General features: G+C 38.8%; 24 protein-coding genes and 1 pseudogene. 13 read left to right on the top strand and 12 right to left on the bottom strand.

The genetic code is table 11. The annotated features are described in order from the left end of the window. The first annotated feature begins 3 nt into the window (after positions 1-3). The 3 genes from ACZ42F_RS03015 to tgt all read left to right on the top strand — a co-directional run bounded on the left by ACZ42F_RS03015 (position 4) and on the right by tgt (position 2,093). Complete coding sequence (locus tag ACZ42F_RS03015; protein WP_464279696.1) at positions 4-237, top strand: amphi-Trp domain-containing protein; 234 nt, start codon at positions 4-6, stop codon at positions 235-237. A gap of 3 nt (positions 238-240) precedes the next feature. Then, positions 241-873 (top strand): endonuclease III, encoded by a 633-nt coding sequence (gene nth, locus ACZ42F_RS03020; protein WP_464279697.1) that lies wholly within the window; start codon positions 241-243, stop codon positions 871-873. 95 nt (positions 874-968) lie between these two features. After that, positions 969-2,093 carry a tRNA guanosine(34) transglycosylase Tgt gene (gene tgt / locus ACZ42F_RS03025; protein WP_464279698.1) on the top strand — a complete coding sequence of 375 codons (1,125 nt, stop codon included), beginning with the start codon at positions 969-971 and terminating at the stop codon, positions 2,091-2,093. On the opposite strand, the gene ACZ42F_RS03030 is transcribed toward tgt, so the two are convergent. The 12 genes from ACZ42F_RS03030 to ACZ42F_RS03085 form a co-directional block, all read right to left on the bottom strand. After that, positions 2,090-2,305, bottom strand: a complete 216-nt coding sequence (locus ACZ42F_RS03030) for a hypothetical protein (RefSeq protein WP_464279699.1) — start codon at positions 2,303-2,305, stop codon at positions 2,090-2,092. The two genes, tgt and ACZ42F_RS03030, sit on opposite strands and share 4 nt — an antisense overlap. Before the next feature lie 15 nt (positions 2,306-2,320). Continuing rightward, a complete protein-coding gene (locus ACZ42F_RS03035) occupies positions 2,321-5,383 on the bottom strand; it encodes a beta propeller repeat protein (RefSeq protein ID WP_464279700.1) in 3,063 nt (1,020 codons plus the stop codon). After that, positions 5,380-5,781, bottom strand: a complete 402-nt coding sequence (locus tag ACZ42F_RS03040; protein WP_464279701.1) for a hypothetical protein — start codon at positions 5,779-5,781, stop codon at positions 5,380-5,382. Before ACZ42F_RS03040 ends, ACZ42F_RS03035 begins: the two co-directional genes overlap by 4 nt. Continuing rightward, positions 5,781-5,870: a prepilin-type N-terminal cleavage/methylation domain-containing protein gene (locus ACZ42F_RS03045; RefSeq protein WP_464279702.1), complete on the bottom strand. Its 90-nt coding sequence runs from the start codon at positions 5,868-5,870 to the stop codon at positions 5,781-5,783. The genes ACZ42F_RS03040 and ACZ42F_RS03045 overlap by 1 nt, the downstream gene beginning before the upstream one ends. Then, on the bottom strand, positions 5,867-6,295 hold the full coding sequence (locus tag ACZ42F_RS03050; RefSeq protein ID WP_464279703.1) for a PilW family protein: 429 nt from the start codon (positions 6,293-6,295) through the stop codon (positions 5,867-5,869). Before ACZ42F_RS03050 ends, ACZ42F_RS03045 begins: the two co-directional genes overlap by 4 nt. Further along, on the bottom strand, positions 6,264-6,713 hold the full coding sequence (locus ACZ42F_RS03055) for a type II secretion system protein (protein ID WP_464279704.1): 450 nt from the start codon (positions 6,711-6,713) through the stop codon (positions 6,264-6,266). Before ACZ42F_RS03055 ends, ACZ42F_RS03050 begins: the two co-directional genes overlap by 32 nt. 9 nt (positions 6,714-6,722) lie before the next feature. Continuing rightward, entirely contained in the window at positions 6,723-6,944 is a 222-nt protein-coding gene (locus ACZ42F_RS03060; protein WP_464279705.1) for a hypothetical protein, read from the bottom strand. A gap of 26 nt (positions 6,945-6,970) precedes the next feature. Continuing rightward, positions 6,971-7,120, bottom strand: coding sequence for a type IV pilin protein (locus tag ACZ42F_RS03065; RefSeq protein WP_464279706.1), 150 nt, complete (start codon positions 7,118-7,120; stop codon positions 6,971-6,973). Positions 7,121-7,275: 155 nt separating this feature from the next. Continuing rightward, positions 7,276-8,169, bottom strand: a complete 894-nt coding sequence (locus tag ACZ42F_RS03070) for an amino acid ABC transporter permease (RefSeq protein ID WP_464279707.1) — start codon at positions 8,167-8,169, stop codon at positions 7,276-7,278. A gap of 25 nt (positions 8,170-8,194) precedes the next feature. Next, a complete protein-coding gene (locus ACZ42F_RS03075; RefSeq protein ID WP_029966964.1) occupies positions 8,195-9,016 on the bottom strand; it encodes a transporter substrate-binding domain-containing protein in 822 nt (273 codons plus the stop codon). Between the two features lie 13 nt (positions 9,017-9,029). Continuing rightward, the gene (locus ACZ42F_RS03080) at positions 9,030-9,845 is read right to left on the bottom strand and encodes an amino acid ABC transporter permease (RefSeq protein ID WP_464279708.1); all 816 of its coding nucleotides are present in this window, start codon (positions 9,843-9,845) and stop codon (positions 9,030-9,032) included. Between the two features lie 95 nt (positions 9,846-9,940). Further along, positions 9,941-10,153: a twin-arginine translocase TatA/TatE family subunit gene (locus ACZ42F_RS03085; RefSeq protein ID WP_464279709.1), complete on the bottom strand. Its 213-nt coding sequence runs from the start codon at positions 10,151-10,153 to the stop codon at positions 9,941-9,943. Positions 10,154-10,442: 289 nt separating this feature from the next. On the opposite strand from ACZ42F_RS03085, the gene ACZ42F_RS03090 reads away from it, so the two are divergent. From ACZ42F_RS03090 to ACZ42F_RS03135, 10 genes and pseudogenes are all read left to right on the top strand, one after another. Next, positions 10,443-10,694, top strand: coding sequence for an AbrB/MazE/SpoVT family DNA-binding domain-containing protein (locus ACZ42F_RS03090; RefSeq protein ID WP_464279710.1), 252 nt, complete (start codon positions 10,443-10,445; stop codon positions 10,692-10,694). After that, entirely contained in the window at positions 10,672-11,067 is a 396-nt protein-coding gene (locus tag ACZ42F_RS03095; RefSeq protein WP_464279711.1) for a PIN domain-containing protein, read from the top strand. The genes ACZ42F_RS03090 and ACZ42F_RS03095 overlap by 23 nt, the downstream gene beginning before the upstream one ends. A gap of 428 nt (positions 11,068-11,495) precedes the next feature. Further along, positions 11,496-11,819 (top strand): 30S ribosomal protein S6, encoded by a 324-nt coding sequence (rpsF, locus tag ACZ42F_RS03100; protein ID WP_035260106.1) that lies wholly within the window; start codon positions 11,496-11,498, stop codon positions 11,817-11,819. After that, the gene (gene rpsR / locus ACZ42F_RS03105; RefSeq protein ID WP_464279712.1) at positions 11,812-12,084 is read left to right on the top strand and encodes a 30S ribosomal protein S18; all 273 of its coding nucleotides are present in this window, start codon (positions 11,812-11,814) and stop codon (positions 12,082-12,084) included. The genes rpsF and rpsR overlap by 8 nt, the downstream gene beginning before the upstream one ends. Before the next feature lie 11 nt (positions 12,085-12,095). Then, the gene (rplI, locus tag ACZ42F_RS03110) at positions 12,096-12,566 is read left to right on the top strand and encodes a 50S ribosomal protein L9 (protein ID WP_035260109.1); all 471 of its coding nucleotides are present in this window, start codon (positions 12,096-12,098) and stop codon (positions 12,564-12,566) included. A gap of 41 nt (positions 12,567-12,607) precedes the next feature. Then, a pseudogene (gene dnaB, locus ACZ42F_RS03115) lies at positions 12,608-13,947 on the top strand (replicative DNA helicase). 43 nt (positions 13,948-13,990) lie between these two features. Then, on the top strand, positions 13,991-15,280 hold the full coding sequence (locus ACZ42F_RS03120) for a phenylacetate--CoA ligase family protein (RefSeq protein ID WP_464279713.1): 1,290 nt from the start codon (positions 13,991-13,993) through the stop codon (positions 15,278-15,280). Positions 15,281-15,296: 16 nt separating this feature from the next. Next, positions 15,297-15,785, top strand: coding sequence for a 5-(carboxyamino)imidazole ribonucleotide mutase (gene purE / locus ACZ42F_RS03125; RefSeq protein ID WP_464279714.1), 489 nt, complete (start codon positions 15,297-15,299; stop codon positions 15,783-15,785). 3 nt (positions 15,786-15,788) lie between these two features. Next, entirely contained in the window at positions 15,789-16,415 is a 627-nt protein-coding gene (locus ACZ42F_RS03130; protein ID WP_029966991.1) for a queuosine precursor transporter, read from the top strand. A gap of 1 nt (position 16,416) precedes the next feature. After that, positions 16,417-16,716, top strand: coding sequence for a DUF456 family protein (locus ACZ42F_RS03135; protein ID WP_464279715.1), 300 nt, complete (start codon positions 16,417-16,419; stop codon positions 16,714-16,716). The last annotated feature ends 4 nt before the right edge of the window (positions 16,717-16,720 follow it).

Here is a 16,720-nt window from a genome sequence, read left to right on the forward strand (position 1 = left end):
TTTATGAGTAAGAACAAGATTTTTAAGTTTGAGCAAAAAGTAAACAAAAGGGAACTGGCTTCTTTTTTGCGGGATTTTGCTGATAATTTAGAAAAGGGAAATTTATTGTTAAAAAGTGAAGAGGAAGAGGTGATTCTGGAACTGCCTGAAATGGTTAAGCTAGAAATAGAAGTCAGTCAAAAGGAAAAGGAAAAGGGCATTAGAAAGACCCTGGAACTGGAAGTTAAGTGGTATTAAGGAATGAATTCAAAAGAGTTAGCCCTAACTATTTTAAAACGCCTGGAAAAGCTATACCCTCTAAAAACTGCTTTAAACTGGCAAAATCCCTATGAGCTTTTGGTAGCTACCATTTTATCTGCCCAGTGTACTGATGAAAGGGTCAACAAGGTAACCCCTTTGTTTTTTAAAAAGTGGCCAGATGCGGAAACATTGGCTCAGGCCTCTTTAACCGAGGTGGAGGAAGTTATTCGTTCCACAGGTTTTTATCGCAATAAGGCCAAAAATCTCGTGAATACTGCTAAAATTTTAAGTTCCAAACATGGTGGAAAAGTGCCTTCCACTATGGAAGAACTGTTGGAACTTCCTGGTGTGGCTAGAAAAACTGCCAATATCATTCTTAGCAATTGCTTTGGAGTCAATGCAGGCATTGCTGTAGATACCCATGTAAAAAGGTTGAGTTTTAGGCTGGGACTTAGTAGGGAGAAAAGCCCTGACAAGATTGAAAAGGACTTAATGGCTATTTTCCCTCGCCAAGAGTGGGGAAAGGTAAACCATTTGCTGGTTTACCTGGGCAGAGAGATTTGTAAGGCCAGGAAACCAGATTGTCAGAAGTGTCCCTTAGCAGATATTTGTCCCAAACTTGGAATTAATTAAATTTATTTAAAAAAGTGTTTTCCTATCCCCTTTATTTTAAAAGGGGATATTTTTTTGTAAAAAAGAGTTTGAATTTCATTTCAAGGGTAAAGTTAATGCACAAAGAAAAGTTAGCAATTGGAGAGTTTAAACTAGAAAAACAAGAAGGCCAGGCTAGAGCAGGGCTTTTGCAGACAGCCCATGGCCTTATTAAAACTCCTGTTTTTATGCCAGTAGGTACGCAGGCCAGTGTGAAAAGTTTGAGCCCTGAGGATTTAAAGGAAGCAGGTGCGCAGATTATTCTGGGCAATACCTATCACCTTTATTTAAGGCCTGGAGATGAATTAATTAGAGATTTGGGTGGGTTACATGAGTTTATGAACTGGCCCTATCCCATTTTAACTGACTCGGGTGGATTTCAGGTGTTTAGTTTGGCCAAGTTGCGTAAAATAACGCAAGAAGGAGTGGAATTTTCTTCTCACCTGGATGGTTCCAAGCACTTTTTCTCTCCAGAAAAGGCCATTGAAATTCAAAAAAATCTGGGCTCAGACATCATGATGGTCCTGGATGAATGCGTGCCCTATGGAGCTGATTATGACTATACCAGGGCTTCAGTGGGACTTACTACTTATTGGGCCAGAAGGTGTAGGGAGTATTATCCTGAAGGAAAGCAACTACTTTTTGGCATAGTGCAGGGAGGTTTTTTTGAAGATTTACGAGTGGAAAGTGCCAGGCAGATTACAGCCATATCCTTTTCTGGCTATGCCATTGGGGGCCTTAGTGTGGGAGAAAGTAAGGAAGAGATGCTAAAATTTATGTATTTTACAGCTCCTTTGCTTCCAGAGCATAAGCCTCGTTATCTTATGGGAGTAGGCAAGCCCTTGGATATTGTGGAAGGAATAAGGGCAGGTATTGACATGTTTGACTGTGTTTTGCCCACCAGAAATGCCCGTAATGGAACCCTTTATACCTCCCAGGGCAAAATTAACATCAAAAGAGAAGAGTATAAAAGGGATTTAAGACCTTTAGATAGCAATTGTTCCTGCTATACTTGCAAAAACTTTTCCAGAGCTTATTTAAGGCATCTTTATGTTTCTAGAGAACTTTTAAGCTATCGTTTAAATACCATTCACAATGTATATTACTTTGTAAATTTAGCTAAAAAGGCCAGAGAATCTATTTTAAGAGGAGAATTTGCTAGCTTCTATGGACAGATAAAAGAATTGTACTTAGATGATTAGCGTTGTTGTATTTTGATGGTTTTACCTTCTTTGGTTTTTACTTCTATTTCTCTTTTCTTTTCTTTTTTGACTTCTAGCATGGTTTTATTTTCTTCTTTTAAACTTTCTTTTTGTATTTTTTCTTTTTTGTCTGGAAGGTAAACTAAAGAAAACCCCTGAGCACAAAGGCTAAAAAGAAAAATAAGGGTCAAAAAAAAGGTTTTGTTTTTCATGGCTAAGGCCTCTTATTAATATAAAGTTCCAAAGGCTGCATCCTGGTCTATACCTGCCTCACTTTTGCCCAGAGAAAGGGCAAATTCACTAAAGCTAACAAAGGTATTGCTATCTATACTCTGTATATCTCCAAAAGCATGCAGTCCTATTTCTGGTCTGGAATGGGCATTTTGTCCTGTGTCATTATAAAATTTATCTCCTTCTGGAGAGGTAAATTGAGTTAGACGGATGGTAGCTTCATCTTCCAGCAAAGTTGCCTCACTTACTTCTGGATTTAAAATCCAATAGTGAATGGCAGAAGTAGCTGGTTGAGGATTTGCAGCCACAGACACATCTCTAATTAGGGTAAAAAAATCTGAGGATTCTTGCCAGGCACTTAAATCCCAGAGAGGCCAGGTAATGGGCACAGGTGATGTATTAGAATAAGTTGGGTTATAGGCTTTTCTGTTGGTATTGTCGTACAGATTGTCTGCAATGTGGCTTTCTCTGGGATTGGTGGAAGCATCACCATAAAAGATTTTTACCTCATTTACCTTTTGACCATTTATTTTCTTTTCTTCTATTCTTAAGATTAGGGAAGTTAAATCTTCCAGCCGTCCACTATATTGCCAGCTGTCTCCTAAAATTTTAACATCCTCAGTTAAATCTTTATAGGCAATCCAGGTCCTTTTTATCTGTCCTTGTTTTACCTCTTGTTTCCAGAGAACCAGAAGTAACTTATTGGCTACTTCTTTATCGGTTTTATAAAAGGGCTTTATAGAATTGGGGATATAGTCATTGGTGCATTCTTCACTACTGGGTCGGTAAAACATAAAAGACACACCATAACCTTCATATTTGTCTTTGTATTCCAGGTTTTCTGTTTCTGCCCACCTGAAGTTTATGCCAGTAGCTGCATATTTTAGTTTATAACCCCAACCTATTTTGACCTGAGCTGTATAGGTGAGAAGTTTGTTGTTATTTTGCCAGAAATTGGATAATTCCTGCAACTTTTTTAAGGGTAAAATGAAGTATTTATAGGGATTTTCCACATAACCCAAGAAGAGAATAGTCCCTTTATCTCCTACTGCATAAATACCCACATTTTCATCTGACCAGACTTCATTTAGATTTTCCTTGGTAATATTTTTTAAGCTCAAGCTCTGCCAGGAGCTATCTTTTACTTTATAAATTAAAGTACCTTTATCTCCCACACTATAGACTAGATTACCACAATTTTGTCCCCAGATGCCGTTTAGGTTCTTTTTAGTAGGAGACTTTTGGGATTTCCAACTATTTTCCTCTCCCTGCTTGTTATTGTGATATATATTTCCTTTACTTCCAACTACATATATATCATTTAAATTACTTCCCCAGATACTATTAAAGGATTTTATGTTGTTGAAGGAAGCAAAATAACTTTTCCAATCTGGCTTTTCTCGAAAAATAAAGGCCTTACCCTGGGTAGTTTGCCCGCAAATAAAAATGGAAGTATTTCCATTTGCTTCTATTTCCCAGCTTTTTCTAAAATGTCTATCTTCCCAGCTTCTTATATCGTAAGGTCTCCATATACTTCCTGCAGGAAAATCTTTATTTTTATATTCATCTATGTATTTCCACTTATTTTTTTTCCAGATTTTTCTGGGCCACTTTCCTGCCTCTCTATACCACTTAAAGGGACTGGTGCCGTAATCTCCATAAGTGGTAATGTGATTCCAGCTAGTACCCCACACTGCATAAAGGTCAGAGACACTAAAGGTTCTACCATCTTCCATTAAAACTTTTTCCCAGTTATTTCCTTCCCACTTCAGGATTGTTCCCTCATCCCCTACAGCGATGATTTTTTCTTCTCCCTTACTGCCAAACCCATAGATATCTCTTAAATTTTTCTCTACAGGAGAGGTCATCTTATTCCAGGAACTTCCATCATAGTGCAAAATAATTCCCCCATCTCCTACTACATAAACATTGTCAAAGCTATTTCCCCAGATAGCCCTTAAATTGGCCTGAGTACCAGACTCCATAAGTACAGGGTTTAAGTCTAAAACTAAAGGCAGGTCGTGAAAATTAGCCATTCTATTTTTAAAATATCCATGGTTGCTCCCTATGTTGGAGTTAGTATCTACATATTGGTTGGCATGATTATTTCCTGTATCCCAGTTGTTAAGGTTTTCAAAGGTATCTTGTCCGCCTGGTTCATTACTTAGAGGTACAGTTTCTTCTCCACCTCCAGGGATTTTTAGTTCATCAGTAATGGGAATGTAGTAAGCTACTTTTCTACTTACCTTTAAAGGACTTTGCCCCACTATTCCTTCAGATTCAATAATAGCACTGGTTTTAAGTAGTACTTCAGTATCTTCATCAATAGAAATATTAAAATTAGTCCCATCTTCTTTTCTTAGTTCAGTTAAAACAATAGAGCCCTCTTCCTTGAAGTGGTAAAAATAGTTTTCTCCATTTATTTCAATATATCCATTGCGTGGAGGTAATATGGAAAAAAGAGTATCATTACCTGCCAGGACTAAAGAGGAGCCAGTAGTTAAAGTTTGCGAGTATTTGGGGTAAAAGACAAAGTAGGCATGAGCATTGGCACTTACTGTAATGGGTTGGTTTAAAGTGACTTTTACTTGAGAACTATCAATTTTTGTTCCCTGGGTATAGCTATAGGTTTCAGAGTTTATTTTTAGATTACCTTCTGCTGGGAAGTTTAAGTGAGTGGGCAGAGTGCCAGGAGCTTTTAAGATTATGGTGGTAGCTTCATTGTAGTCTGAAGAAACTCGCAAAAAATAAGGATAGATGTGCAAAGTAAAACTGGAGCCATCCTGAAATTGAAAGCTAGATTTGTCCAGCTCCTCCAGGCGATTAAATTTACTTACGATGTCTTCTTCATTTAAAAATTCACTGGCGGCATAACGATAGCCTGCTTCTGCCAGATAGGTAGCTCTTTCTCCTAAGGTGGTTAGAGGCTGGCTAAAAAGAGAAGTGGAAGAAAGTACATATAAGCCAGCTGCAAAAAGCAGGGCTATTAAAAGGACAATGGTTATAAAAAGAAGCACAGATCCTTGTTCTGATTTTAAACTTTTTTGCTTTTTTCTCATTTTTTCCTTGGTCCATTATAGGTATCGTTAAACCAGGGGTTAAGCCCAAAGTTAATACTTATTGGTGGAGAGGTATTGACGGTTAAAGAAATAAGTATGTTGCTTAACTCTTCTATCGAATCAGAAAGTTGCCAGCTATTTCCATCTACCTTTTCCAGCTGGAGCTTAAAAGCACTCACTTTATCTAAAAGGGTATAGCCATTTATCTTTAATTCATCTCCTACCAGATTTAAGGTATAATCTTGATTATCTCTTTTATAGGTAATGGACTGGCTGGTATATTTACTTACACTGTGGAGTTCTTTTAATTCTCTGGATATTCTGGAAAGAGCCACGCTTATTTTGAGATTGTATTCGCTATATTGCTTGCTGGTAAGATAGCTATTTACTGCTTCCATCAGGCCAAAGGTAGAAAAAGGGTAATTATACCCACAATAATAAGCACTAAAACCAGTTCTAAAAGAGTAAAGCCCTGTCTTTTGTTCATCTGGTAAACAAGTTAAAAATGGTTATTTTATCATTACTTAAACTAACTTTTAAAAACCTTTTTTTATTTTGCGTATCAGAAATTTCTTTATGTTCAGCATTAAAATCAATAAATTCTGTTTGTACTTTCAGGTTGGGGTCAATGGCCTTTACTCTGGCAGGAATTTCCTGGGCAAAGCTCGCTAAGTCGGTTAAGGCGTTTTCCTGGATAAGCCAGCGATAATAACCATTTATTTCTTCCATTGCCTGTACCAACCTGGAATTTTTTTGTAAGAAAAGTAATGGTTCGACGCTATTCAAAGGATGAGTACGGGTCAGGGTGTAAATGGTGGCTACTAAAATACCTCCTACTACCAGGGTAATGATGAGTTCTAAAAGGGAGAATCCCTGCTTTTTAGGGAATAAAACCTGTTTCTCTGGTAACATAGAGAGTTTGTCCCTGCCCTAAGTTTAGGTTTCCCTCTAAAGGAGTACTGAGTAAAAGGTCTTGAAAGGGCCTTCCCCAGTTGTCATATACTATTTGTAAGTTTTGTTGCAAAAAGGAAACTTCTACTTCCTTATTGTTTTCGCCAGGCAGCAGTAATTGGTCCTCAGGGTCTATTTTTTGATTGGCATTAAAGTCACAAAAAAAGAAGTATTTTTTATTTTCAAACCTTATCCCGCAAAGATAGTCTGAGTTGAGACTTTTTAATTGAGCGTAGCGCAGGTGGTTTTTTATTTCTTCCAGGGTAACCTCTTGTTCTGGAGAAAAGGTTACCCTGGAAAGGACTATGCCCATTAAAACACCCATTATAACCAAAACAGCCAGAATCTCTAGCAAACTAAAGCCAGCTTTAGAGGCCATAAAAGTTGGTTAGGGATTTGGATTGGTAAAGTTGCCGGTGACAGTAGTAGTTTCATCTGGAAGAGTTACTGTAATATTTATAATATTAGTTCCATCCTGACATGTTATTGTATAATCAGTATAGCCATCTTTACTGATTAAATTTTCACAATTACTAACACTACTCACTATGGCATTCCAGCTTGCATTTGTATCTCCATTGTTTTTCAATAACTCTTCTGCATATTTCATGCTTAAGGCGGATTGGATAGAGGCGATTAAACTACTTGCAGCTTTTTTCTGGCTTCTTCTTGTAGGTTTACAAACTTGGGTACAGCCACTGCAGCCAGGATTCCCAGGATTACCAGTACAGCAATGATTTCAATGAGGGTAAAACCCTTTTGCCTGTTGTTTTGAACTTGAGACATTATAAAAACCTCCTAAATTAAAATTTTTCTAAAAACTTCTAGCAAATTTTATTCCAGATGACAAGATGGATAAAAGGGGGCTTAATCTTTAGGTTCTGGCAGAAAACTTTGAACTTGTTACCAGGGTTTTCTGCAAAAAATTGAGATTAAAAAATCTATTCTACAAAAAATGAAGACGGGTTTTGCCTTAGTTCCAGCTTGCCTAGTATCCAGGAAAGGGAATAGGTGAGCAAAAAGTAAAGCAGGGTAATGGTAATCCAGATTTCAAAGGTCTTGTAGGTGGAGCTCATAAGTTCCATGCCCTGAAAGGTAAGTTCCTGAATGGAAATAACTGAGACTATGGAAGAGTCCTTGATTATGGAGATAAATTGGCCAGCTAAAGGAGGCAAGATTTTGGAAAAGGCCTGGGGAAAAATGACCAGTCTTAATTGCTGGCTATAGGAAAAGCCCAGGCTGGCTGCAGCTTCCCACTGCCCTTTGGGTATGGAATTTAAACCACCTTTGACTATCTCGGCAATATAAGCCCCTTCGTAAATGGACATGGCTAAAAGGGCAGATAAAAAAGAGGTGATTTGTTCTGGAGGTACGAATAGAAAGTTAAGTATTTTTTGGGTGCTGGGAGAAAGTTTTAAGATGGTGTTTTCCAGGGAAAAGAGGGGGAAAATCTGGTCTCCAATAAAAAAGTAAAAAATAAACAGCACCACCAAGGGCGGAAGGTTGCGAATACTTTGGACATAAAAAGTAGAGAGGCTTTTTTTTAAAAAACTGGGGCTTATGCGCATAAGCCCCAGCACGCTTCCCATAAGAGTAGCCAGCAAAGTGGTAAACAGGCTTAACTTAATGGTGGTAAAAAAGCCCTGTAAGAGGTAGTTGCTCTGGATTTTGCCTGTAGCAGGGTCAATAAAGAATAAGTAATGAAAAATGAACTGCCAATCCCAGTTGTAGTTGAGGTTGTTTTTTACTTTTAAAAAAACATATACCCCTAAAAGGCCAAGTCCTGTAAGCAGGAAAAGGTCTGAAAGGGTAAATTTTATTTTTTTCTTTAGCATCTCTTAAGGTTGAGATAACTTTAAACTACTTTAAAAGGTGTTCCCAGTTTTTGGTTTCAAACCAGTAGTGGTGTTTTTCTTGGAGCCAGCCTTCTGCTTCTACCACCCTAATCCAGCTGTTTAAATAGTTTAAAAAGTCAGGGTCTCCTTTACGAATGGCAAAGCCAATGGGTTCTTTAGTAAAAGTGCCAGAGATGGGCAAAAACAACTGCTCTGGATATTCCAGGGCCTTAAAGGCAGGCAGGGGAGCAGAGGCTACTACTGCGTGCACTCTTCCATTTAAAAGTTCTTGAATGGCCTGGGCTTCGTCGTCAAAAAGCTTTAATTGGGCCCGGGGAAAATACTTTTCTGCTGCCTTGGCTGCAGTAGTGCCCAATCTGGCTGCAATAAGTACTTCTGGTTTATTAAAATCTTCTAGCCGGGAAAAGCCTTGGGCCAGTTTTTTGTTGGCCACCAGAGACATACCTGAATAATCATAGGGAATAGAAAAGTTTACCTTCAGGTTGCGGTCAGGCCTTATGCTCATCCCTCCAATAATAATGTCAAACTTACCTGTAAGTAAGGCCGGGATAATGCCTGACCATTTGGTAGGCACAAACTGTACCTTTACTCCCATGTCCCTGGCCAGGCGCTTGGCCACATCTATTTCAAAGCCAATTAATTGACCCTCTTTGTCTTTCATGGCCCAGGGCACAAAGGTGGACATACCCACTTTAAGCACGCCTCTTTTTAAAATGGTTTCCAGAGTACTTTCTTCCACCAGCTTTTCCCTTACTTCCTTGGCCCAGGTAAGAGAGGAAAAAAGCAAAAACATACTTAAAAAGAGAACTAAAATTTTCTTAAACATCTTTACCTCCTGTCTAAGCTAAGTTTAAATTTAGTTTGTTTTTTTCCAGGATGTGCACTACAAAAACAATAGCCAGGGCCAAAGTTAAATATATCCCGGCTATAGTAAACCAGACTTCAAAGGTCAAAAAGGTGTTGGAAACAACTACCTGCCCCTGCATGGTTAAATCATAAAGGGCAATCACGCTTACCAAGGAAGAATCCTTTAAAAGGGAAACTATTTGACTGGTAAGAGGTGGGATTAGAAGCAAAAGACTTTGGGGAAAAATAACATAAAGATAGGCTTGCCTGGTATTGAGCCCGGTGCTTAAGGCGGCTTCCCATTGTTCTTTGGGGACAGACAAAATGGCAGCCCTAATAATTTCTGAGGCATAAGCTCCTTCAAAAAGGCTTAAAGAAAGCACTGCTACTGTAAAGGCTGAAAGTTCAAAAATAGGAGCCAGGACAAAGTAATTAAAAAGTATTTGAATAAGTAAAGGAGTATTGCGAATACTCTCCAGGTACACTTTGGCAATAAAATTGGCTGTAAAGGAGGAAGAAAGGCGTAAAAAAGCAGTACAAAAACCAAAGAAAAGGGTAAAAATAATACTGAGCAAGGTAATCTTTAAAGTGACTACCAGCCCCTTTAGAAAAGGGCCGGGAATAAAATCGCCAGCTTCAAAAGTTCCAAAGAACTGAGGAATTCTATACCACTGCCAGTGATAAGTGAGATTGTTTAAACTAAAGTAAGCTAATAAAAAAAATAAACCTAAAAATAAAAAGAGTTTGACCAGCTCTATAGGTTTTAAAAATAGATTTCCTTTGTTTTTATGATTAAATTTTAAAACCATGTGTTTTAGGTTAATAGAAAAGTCAGGAAAAAGTAAAGAAAAGGGTTTCTCTAAAATAGATAGAGAAACCCTAATTGGTCAATAAGAGGGATATATTATTTACTACTTTCTTTTTCTTTGCTTTCACTAGGGCTTACTTTTTCTTTTTCTGGAGAAACTTCAATTTCATCTGGCTCAGAAGTGGCCTTTTTAAAGTTTTTGATAGCCTTACCCATACCCGCGCCTATTTCAGGTAGTTTATTCGCTCCAAAGATAATGAGCACGATGACCAAAATAATAATAAGTTCTGGGATGCCTATACCAAACATATTTTCCTCCTTGGATTGTAAGCCATTTAGAACTGGATGTATACACCTAGCCCAAGACCTGGTCAAGCAAAGGATTTTAATTGCTTGCTTCATTTTTAACTAGTTGTCCTGGTTGGCAAGTGTTTAAGCTATTTTTAGTATTTTTTTTGCCCTATTTTTTTAAAGAACGGTAAGGTAATAAGAAAGGTGATAGAGGTTATAGAGGTTTTCAGGATGAATTATGCTAATATTGACTCTTTGCTAAGTAAAGTTTATGTTTTTAAGTAAAGCATAGTAATGGAGGCTTGGTATGAACATAGAAGTAATTGGTAAAATAAGTAGTAAAGGTCAAGTAACAATTCCTAAAAAAATAAGGGACTTACTTGGCACTGATATTATAAAGTTTAAAGTTGAAGATAATGTAATCAAGATTGAACCTATCGAGGATGTGGCGGGGTCACTTTCTAAATATGCTAAAAAGGGGGTATCTTTTGAACAGGAAAGACAAATTTCCTGGGAAAAAGAGGAGAAAAGTATATATGAGCAAAGTTGTTTTTCTTGATACCAATGTTATTTTAAGGTATTTACTAAAAGATAAACCTGAACAATTCCATAAGCTTAAAGAAACTTTTTCGTTATTAAAAACAGGAAAGGTTAGTGGATACATTTTGTCAGAAGTTTTGCTGGAAGCTTACTATGTATTGGTTAATTTTTACAAGGTACCCAAAAAAGAAGCATTGATTAGCTTAAAGAAATTATTACTGTATAAGGGGTTTATTGGTAAAGAAAAGGAAATATTGTTAAATGCAATTGATTATGTTTTAAATAATTCTGGGGTAAGCTTGCTTGATTGGGTTTTGTGCTTGAAGTCTAAGCAAAAGAAGGGAATAATTTTGACATTTGATAGAAAACTGGAAAGAGATTGTGAAAAATAAAGTTTAAAGAAAACAAAAGATGTTATCTTCTTTGTGGTAAGTTTTATTTTTAAGAAGGTACTGACAAGTTATCTCTAAATTTTTGTAATTAAGTAGTTAAAAGAAAAAATAGAAGAAAAGTAAAATACACCAAAGAGGTGATTGGCGGTGAAGAATATAAATTTAAAGCCAGGTAAATGCTTGGAGGTATCAGAGCTAAAAGATAGGCATTTTTCCATTAACTAAAAAATTTCAAAAATAGGTCAAGAGGATACTAATGATAGGAAAGTTAGCTACCTTCACTCAAAAAAATCTTTTTTGTCTTTTAAGGAAAAATTAAGGGAAAAGGAGTTGCTTGACAGAGCAAAATTTTCTTTCTAAGTAGTTTTGTTTCCTTGCTCCACCTGTTTTTAGAGCAGGCAGGGGCCAAAAGTCCAAAAGGAGGTTGTATGTTGAGAAAGTATGAGACTTTGATTTTGCTCAGTCCAGAGCTTTCTGCAGAAGAAAAGCAGGGGTTGGTGGACAAAATCGCTGAAATCATCAAAAGAGATGGTGGAGAATTGGCTTTGGTAGATGATTGGGGGATGAGAGAGCTTGCTTATCCTGTAAAAAAGCAAACCAGAGGATATTATGTACGTTTGGAATATGGTCTTCCCCCTCAACATGTTGCAGAGCTGGAAAGGAACTTGCGTTTAATGGAAGATGTTTTCAGGTTTGTAACTGTTAAATTGGAGGATGTTTTTGAGGCCAAGAAGGAGGAAGTAAATGAGTAATAATAGAGTGCGTAAATTTATCCCCCGTAAGAAATACTGCCGTTTTTGTGCAGATGAGACTTTGGTCCTGGATTATAAGCGTCCTGATATTTTGCAACAATTTGTAACTGAAAGAGGCAAGATTATTGGCCGCAGAATTACTGGTACCTGCGCCAAACACCAAAGAGCTTTAACCAGAGCAATTAAAAGAGCTAGGCAGATGGCTTTGATGTATTACACTACTGTTCACAGCACTGAAGTGAAAAAGAAGACCATGAGTATTTAAGGAGAGGAACCATGCAAGTTGTACTTCGTGCAGATATAGAAAATTTGGGACGTTTGGGAGATGTAGTAGAGGTAAAGCCTGGGTATGCCAGGAATTATCTTCTTCCCAAGGGTTTGGCCATGCTGGCCACAGAAAAGAACTTGAAGCTTTTTGAAAGAGAAAAGAAAAAATTGCAGGAAAAAATGGATGCTATCCGTTTTGCTGCTCAGGAATTAAAGGAAAAATTGGAAGAGCTGGAAGTGGTATTGGAAGTAAGAGTGGGTGAAGGAGACAAACTTTACGGTGCTGTTACTGCTGCCAATATTGCGGATAAGGTTCAAGAGTTGGGTTATGAAATTGACAAGCGCAAGATAGTTATTCCTGAGCCTATTCGAGCTTTGGGTGAGTACGAACTGGAAGTAAAATTACATCCAGATGTGCGCGCTACCTTAAAGGTAAAAGTTATTAAGCATGGAAGCGAAGAAGCCCAGGAACAGGGCTAAAAGTAAAAAAAAGGGGGGAGATCTTGCTTCCCCCAGGAAGTATTAGGAAGAGTCCCCCCCACAGTTTAGAAGCGGAAAAAGCAGTCCTGGGGGGGGTTTTTTTATCTGCCAGTCTTTTTTTTCCATTGTAGATTTACTGGTCCCGGAAGATTTTTATTATCCCCAGCATAAACTTATCTTTTCCACTTTTTTGGAACTGCATCGTCAAAATAAGCCCATAGATTTGCTTACTGTTACCAGCGAACTGGAAAAACAGAATAAATTGGAAGAAGTGGGTGGGCCTCTTTATCTGGCCAGTTTGCCCGAAGCAGTGGCCACCAGTGCCAATGCCTTATATTATGCGGAAATTGTAAAGGAAAAGTCCACCAGAAGAAGGCTTATTGAAACAGGTACAGAGCTTATCACAGATGGGTTTGAGGAAAGCAGGGATATTAAAGAAATTGTAGATGATTCAGAGCGAAAAATTTTTAGTCTGGCTGAAAGCTCCATAAAACCTGTTTTTGTTTCCAGTAAGGAGTTAAGCTCCAAGGTTTTTGAAGAACTTCAACAGCGAATTGAAAGAAAAGAAATAGTTACAGGCGTTCCCACTGGTTATTATAAACTGGATGAGCTGACAGCAGGGTTTCAGCCCACAGACCTGATTATTATTGCTGGTAGGCCCAGTATGGGGAAAACTGCCTTTGCCTTAAATGTGGCCATGCGAGCTGCAGTCCAGACCGAAACTCCTGTGGCCATATTTTCCCTGGAAATGTCCAAAGAACAATTGATGATGAGAATGCTTTGTTCTTGGGGAAAGGTGGACTTGAAAAATTTACGCACTGGTTTTGTCAGTGATGAGGATTTTATTAAACTTACAGATGCTGCTTTGGCCTTATCCCAGGCCCCTATTTTTATAGACGATACTCCAGCCCTTAGTACCATTGAAATCAGGGCTAGAAGTAGAAGACTAAAGGCTGAGCAGGGCTTAGGCCTGGTGATAGTGGACTACTTGCAACTGATGAAGGCCAGTAGGACCATTGATTCCAGAGAGCAGGAGATTTCAGAGATTTCCAGGTCTTTAAAGGCCCTGGCCAAGGAATTGGAAGTGCCAGTGGTAGCTTTATCCCAGCTTAACCGCAAGGTGGAAGAGCGTACAGACAAAAGGCCTAAATTGTCGGATTTGCGAGAATCTGGAGCTATAGAGCAGGATGCAGACCTGATTATTTTTTTGTATAGAGATGAGGTTTACAACAAAAAAGAAGACAATCCTAAAAAAGGCATTGCTGAGATTATTATTGGCAAGCAGAGAAACGGTCCCATTGGCGTGGTAGAGCTGGCCTATTTGGGGCGTTATACTGCTTTTGAAAACCTATCAGATATCCCAGCACCTTCTGAAGGTTAAAAGAACTTTTTCATTTTCCAAATAGATATAAGGGGGAGGGAAAATGGATTTTTTGCATCCAGAGGAGCGTTTGTCTAGGGAGGAGATAGAGTCCTTACAGCTAATCAGGCTTCGCAAGGTCATAGAGGAAGCCAAAAAATCTCCTTTTTATTCCAGGAAACTAAAGGGAATTGAACCAGAGGATATTAAAGAATTAAGTGAGGTAAGCAAGCTTCCCTTTACCACTAAAGAAGATTTGCGAGAACATTACCCTCTGGGTTTCCTAACCAGGCCTGTTTCAGAAATGGTTCGCTTGCATGCTTCTTCTGGCACTACAGGTGCTCCTACTGCCATTTTATATACAGAAAATGATTTAAACACCTGGGCAGAGCTTATGGCCAGGTGTCTTTATATGGTAGGGGTAAGTAAGGAAGATGTATTTCAAAATATGAGTGGTTATGGCCTTTTTACAGGTGGCCTGGGCATTCATTACGGAGCAGAACGGTTAAAGTGTTTAACCATTCCAGCTGGAGCTGGTAATAGTAAACGCCAGATAAAATTGTTGCAGGATTTTAAAGTAAGTGTGGTGCACATTATTCCTTCTTATGCCCTGCATTTAAGCACTGTGTTTGCAGAATTGGGAATTGACCCCAGGTCGTTAAACTTGCGAATTTTTCTCATTGGAGCAGAGCCACATACAGAAGAGGCCAGAAAGAGAATCGAAGAAATTTACGGAGTAAAGGCCTATAATTCCTATGGACTTTCAGAGATGAATGGTCCTGGAGTGGCCTTTGAGTGTGTATATCAGGAGGGTATGCACCTTTGGGAAGATGCTTATCTGGCTGAAATTCTAAATCCCACTACCCTGGAGCCAGTGGTAGAAGGAGAAGTGGGAGAATTGGTCATGACCACTTTGACCAGAGAAGGTATGCCCCTTATTCGTTATAGGACCAAGGATTTGACCAGGTTCTTGCCTGGCAGGTGTTTGTGTGGCCGTGAGCATAGAAGAATCGATAGAATTACTGGCCGTGCTGATGATATGATTATCCTAAAGGGTGTTAACATTTATCCCATGCAAATAGAAAAGGTTTTGATGGCCAGAAAAGAAGTGGGACAAAATTATGTAATTGAACTCTATAAAGAGGGGCATTTGGACCAGATGCGAATTAAGGTGGAGATAAAGGATGAATATTTTGTAGAAGACATGCGTGTCTTAAAACAGTTACAACAAAGTATTGCCAAGAGTTTGCGAGAAGAAATTTTAATCACTCCCCGGGTAGAGTTGGTAGAGCACAATTCCTTGCCCAAATCCCAGGGTAAGGCTGTGCGGGTAATAGATTTGAGAGACAAGTAAAAATAAGGAGGAATTAATGCCAAAGGTAGCTATTTTTATGGGTAGTAAGTCAGACCTGGATAAGGTTAAGCCCTGTAGTCAGGTACTGGAGGAATTGGGTATTGATTATTTTATGACCATTACTTCTGCCCATAGAACCCCTGAAAGGACAGCAACCTTGATTAAAGAAATGGAAGAAAAGGGATGTGAAGTTTTTATCTGTGCTGCAGGCATGGCTGCCCATCTGGCAGGGGTGGTGGCTTCCAAGACTTTAAAACCTGTAATCGGTATTCCCATAAATGCCAGCTTAGGTGGGCTGGATGCCCTTTTGTCCACTGTGCAGATGCCTCCTGGGTTTCCTGTAGCCACTGTGGCCATTGATAAGGCTGGAGCCAAAAATGCAGCCTGGCTGGCTGCCCAAATTCTGGCTTTAAAAGACGCCAATCTAGCTCAAAGGTTAAGAGAAGCTAGAGAAAAATTTGTCCAAGAAGTAGAAGAAGCAAGTAAGGAAGTGGAGGTAAAATAAAAGATGGAGAACAAAAATTTTGCCCTTATCTTACTCATCTCAGCTTTTACCGGTAGTCTGGTTATTTCCCAGGTTTTGGCCTCCAAGATTGTACTTTTGGGAGGATTGGTAGTTCCTGCAGGTGTGCTGGCCTATTCCATTACCTTTGTAGCTACAGATGTGATTAGTGAAATCTGGGGGAAGGATGTGGCCAAGCGAGTGGTTTGGGGTGGTTTTATTTCTGTATTAATTAGCTTACTTTTGATAAAAGGCGCTTTGCTTTTACCTGCAGCACCCTTTTGGCCACATGAACAGGCCTTTAATACCATTTTGAGTTCAACTCCCAGGATTATTTTAGCTTCTTTTATTGCCTATTTGGTAAGTCAGGCTCACGATGTTTGGGCCTTTCATTTCTGGAAGGATAGGTTTCAGGGAAGACATCTCTGGCTTAGAAATAATCTTTCCACCATTGTCTCTCAGGTAATTGATACAGTTTTGTTTATAGGCATAGCTTTTTACGGTAGTATGCCCATTTTACCCATTATTGCTGGGCAGTTAATCATTAAATGGGGCATAGCTTTATTGGATACTCCTTTGGTCTATCTGTTGGTGAAAGTTTGTTCTTCTTTCAAAGAGGTAGAATCCTGTTAAAATGATTTATCTTTTTTTGTTTTTACTTATTGTTTTTTGGGCTCTTAATTTTTTTAGCCTGCCTGGTAACTGGCTTGTTTTAATTAGTCTGGGGATTTTTGATTACTTTAACGCCTCCTTTTCCGCTTCTTTAATGTGGTGGTTAGGACTTGTTTTTCTGGCCTTAAGCGGAGAAATTCTGGAGTGGTTGGGACAGTACTGGGGAGGTAAAAAGTACGGCCTTAGTGGCAAGGGTAATGTGGGAGCTATTATTGGGGCCATTGGAGGAGCTATTCTGGGAGCCCCTTTTTCCTGGGCTTAGGTGC

It is taken from the genome of Desulfonauticus autotrophicus (genome assembly GCF_055381725.1).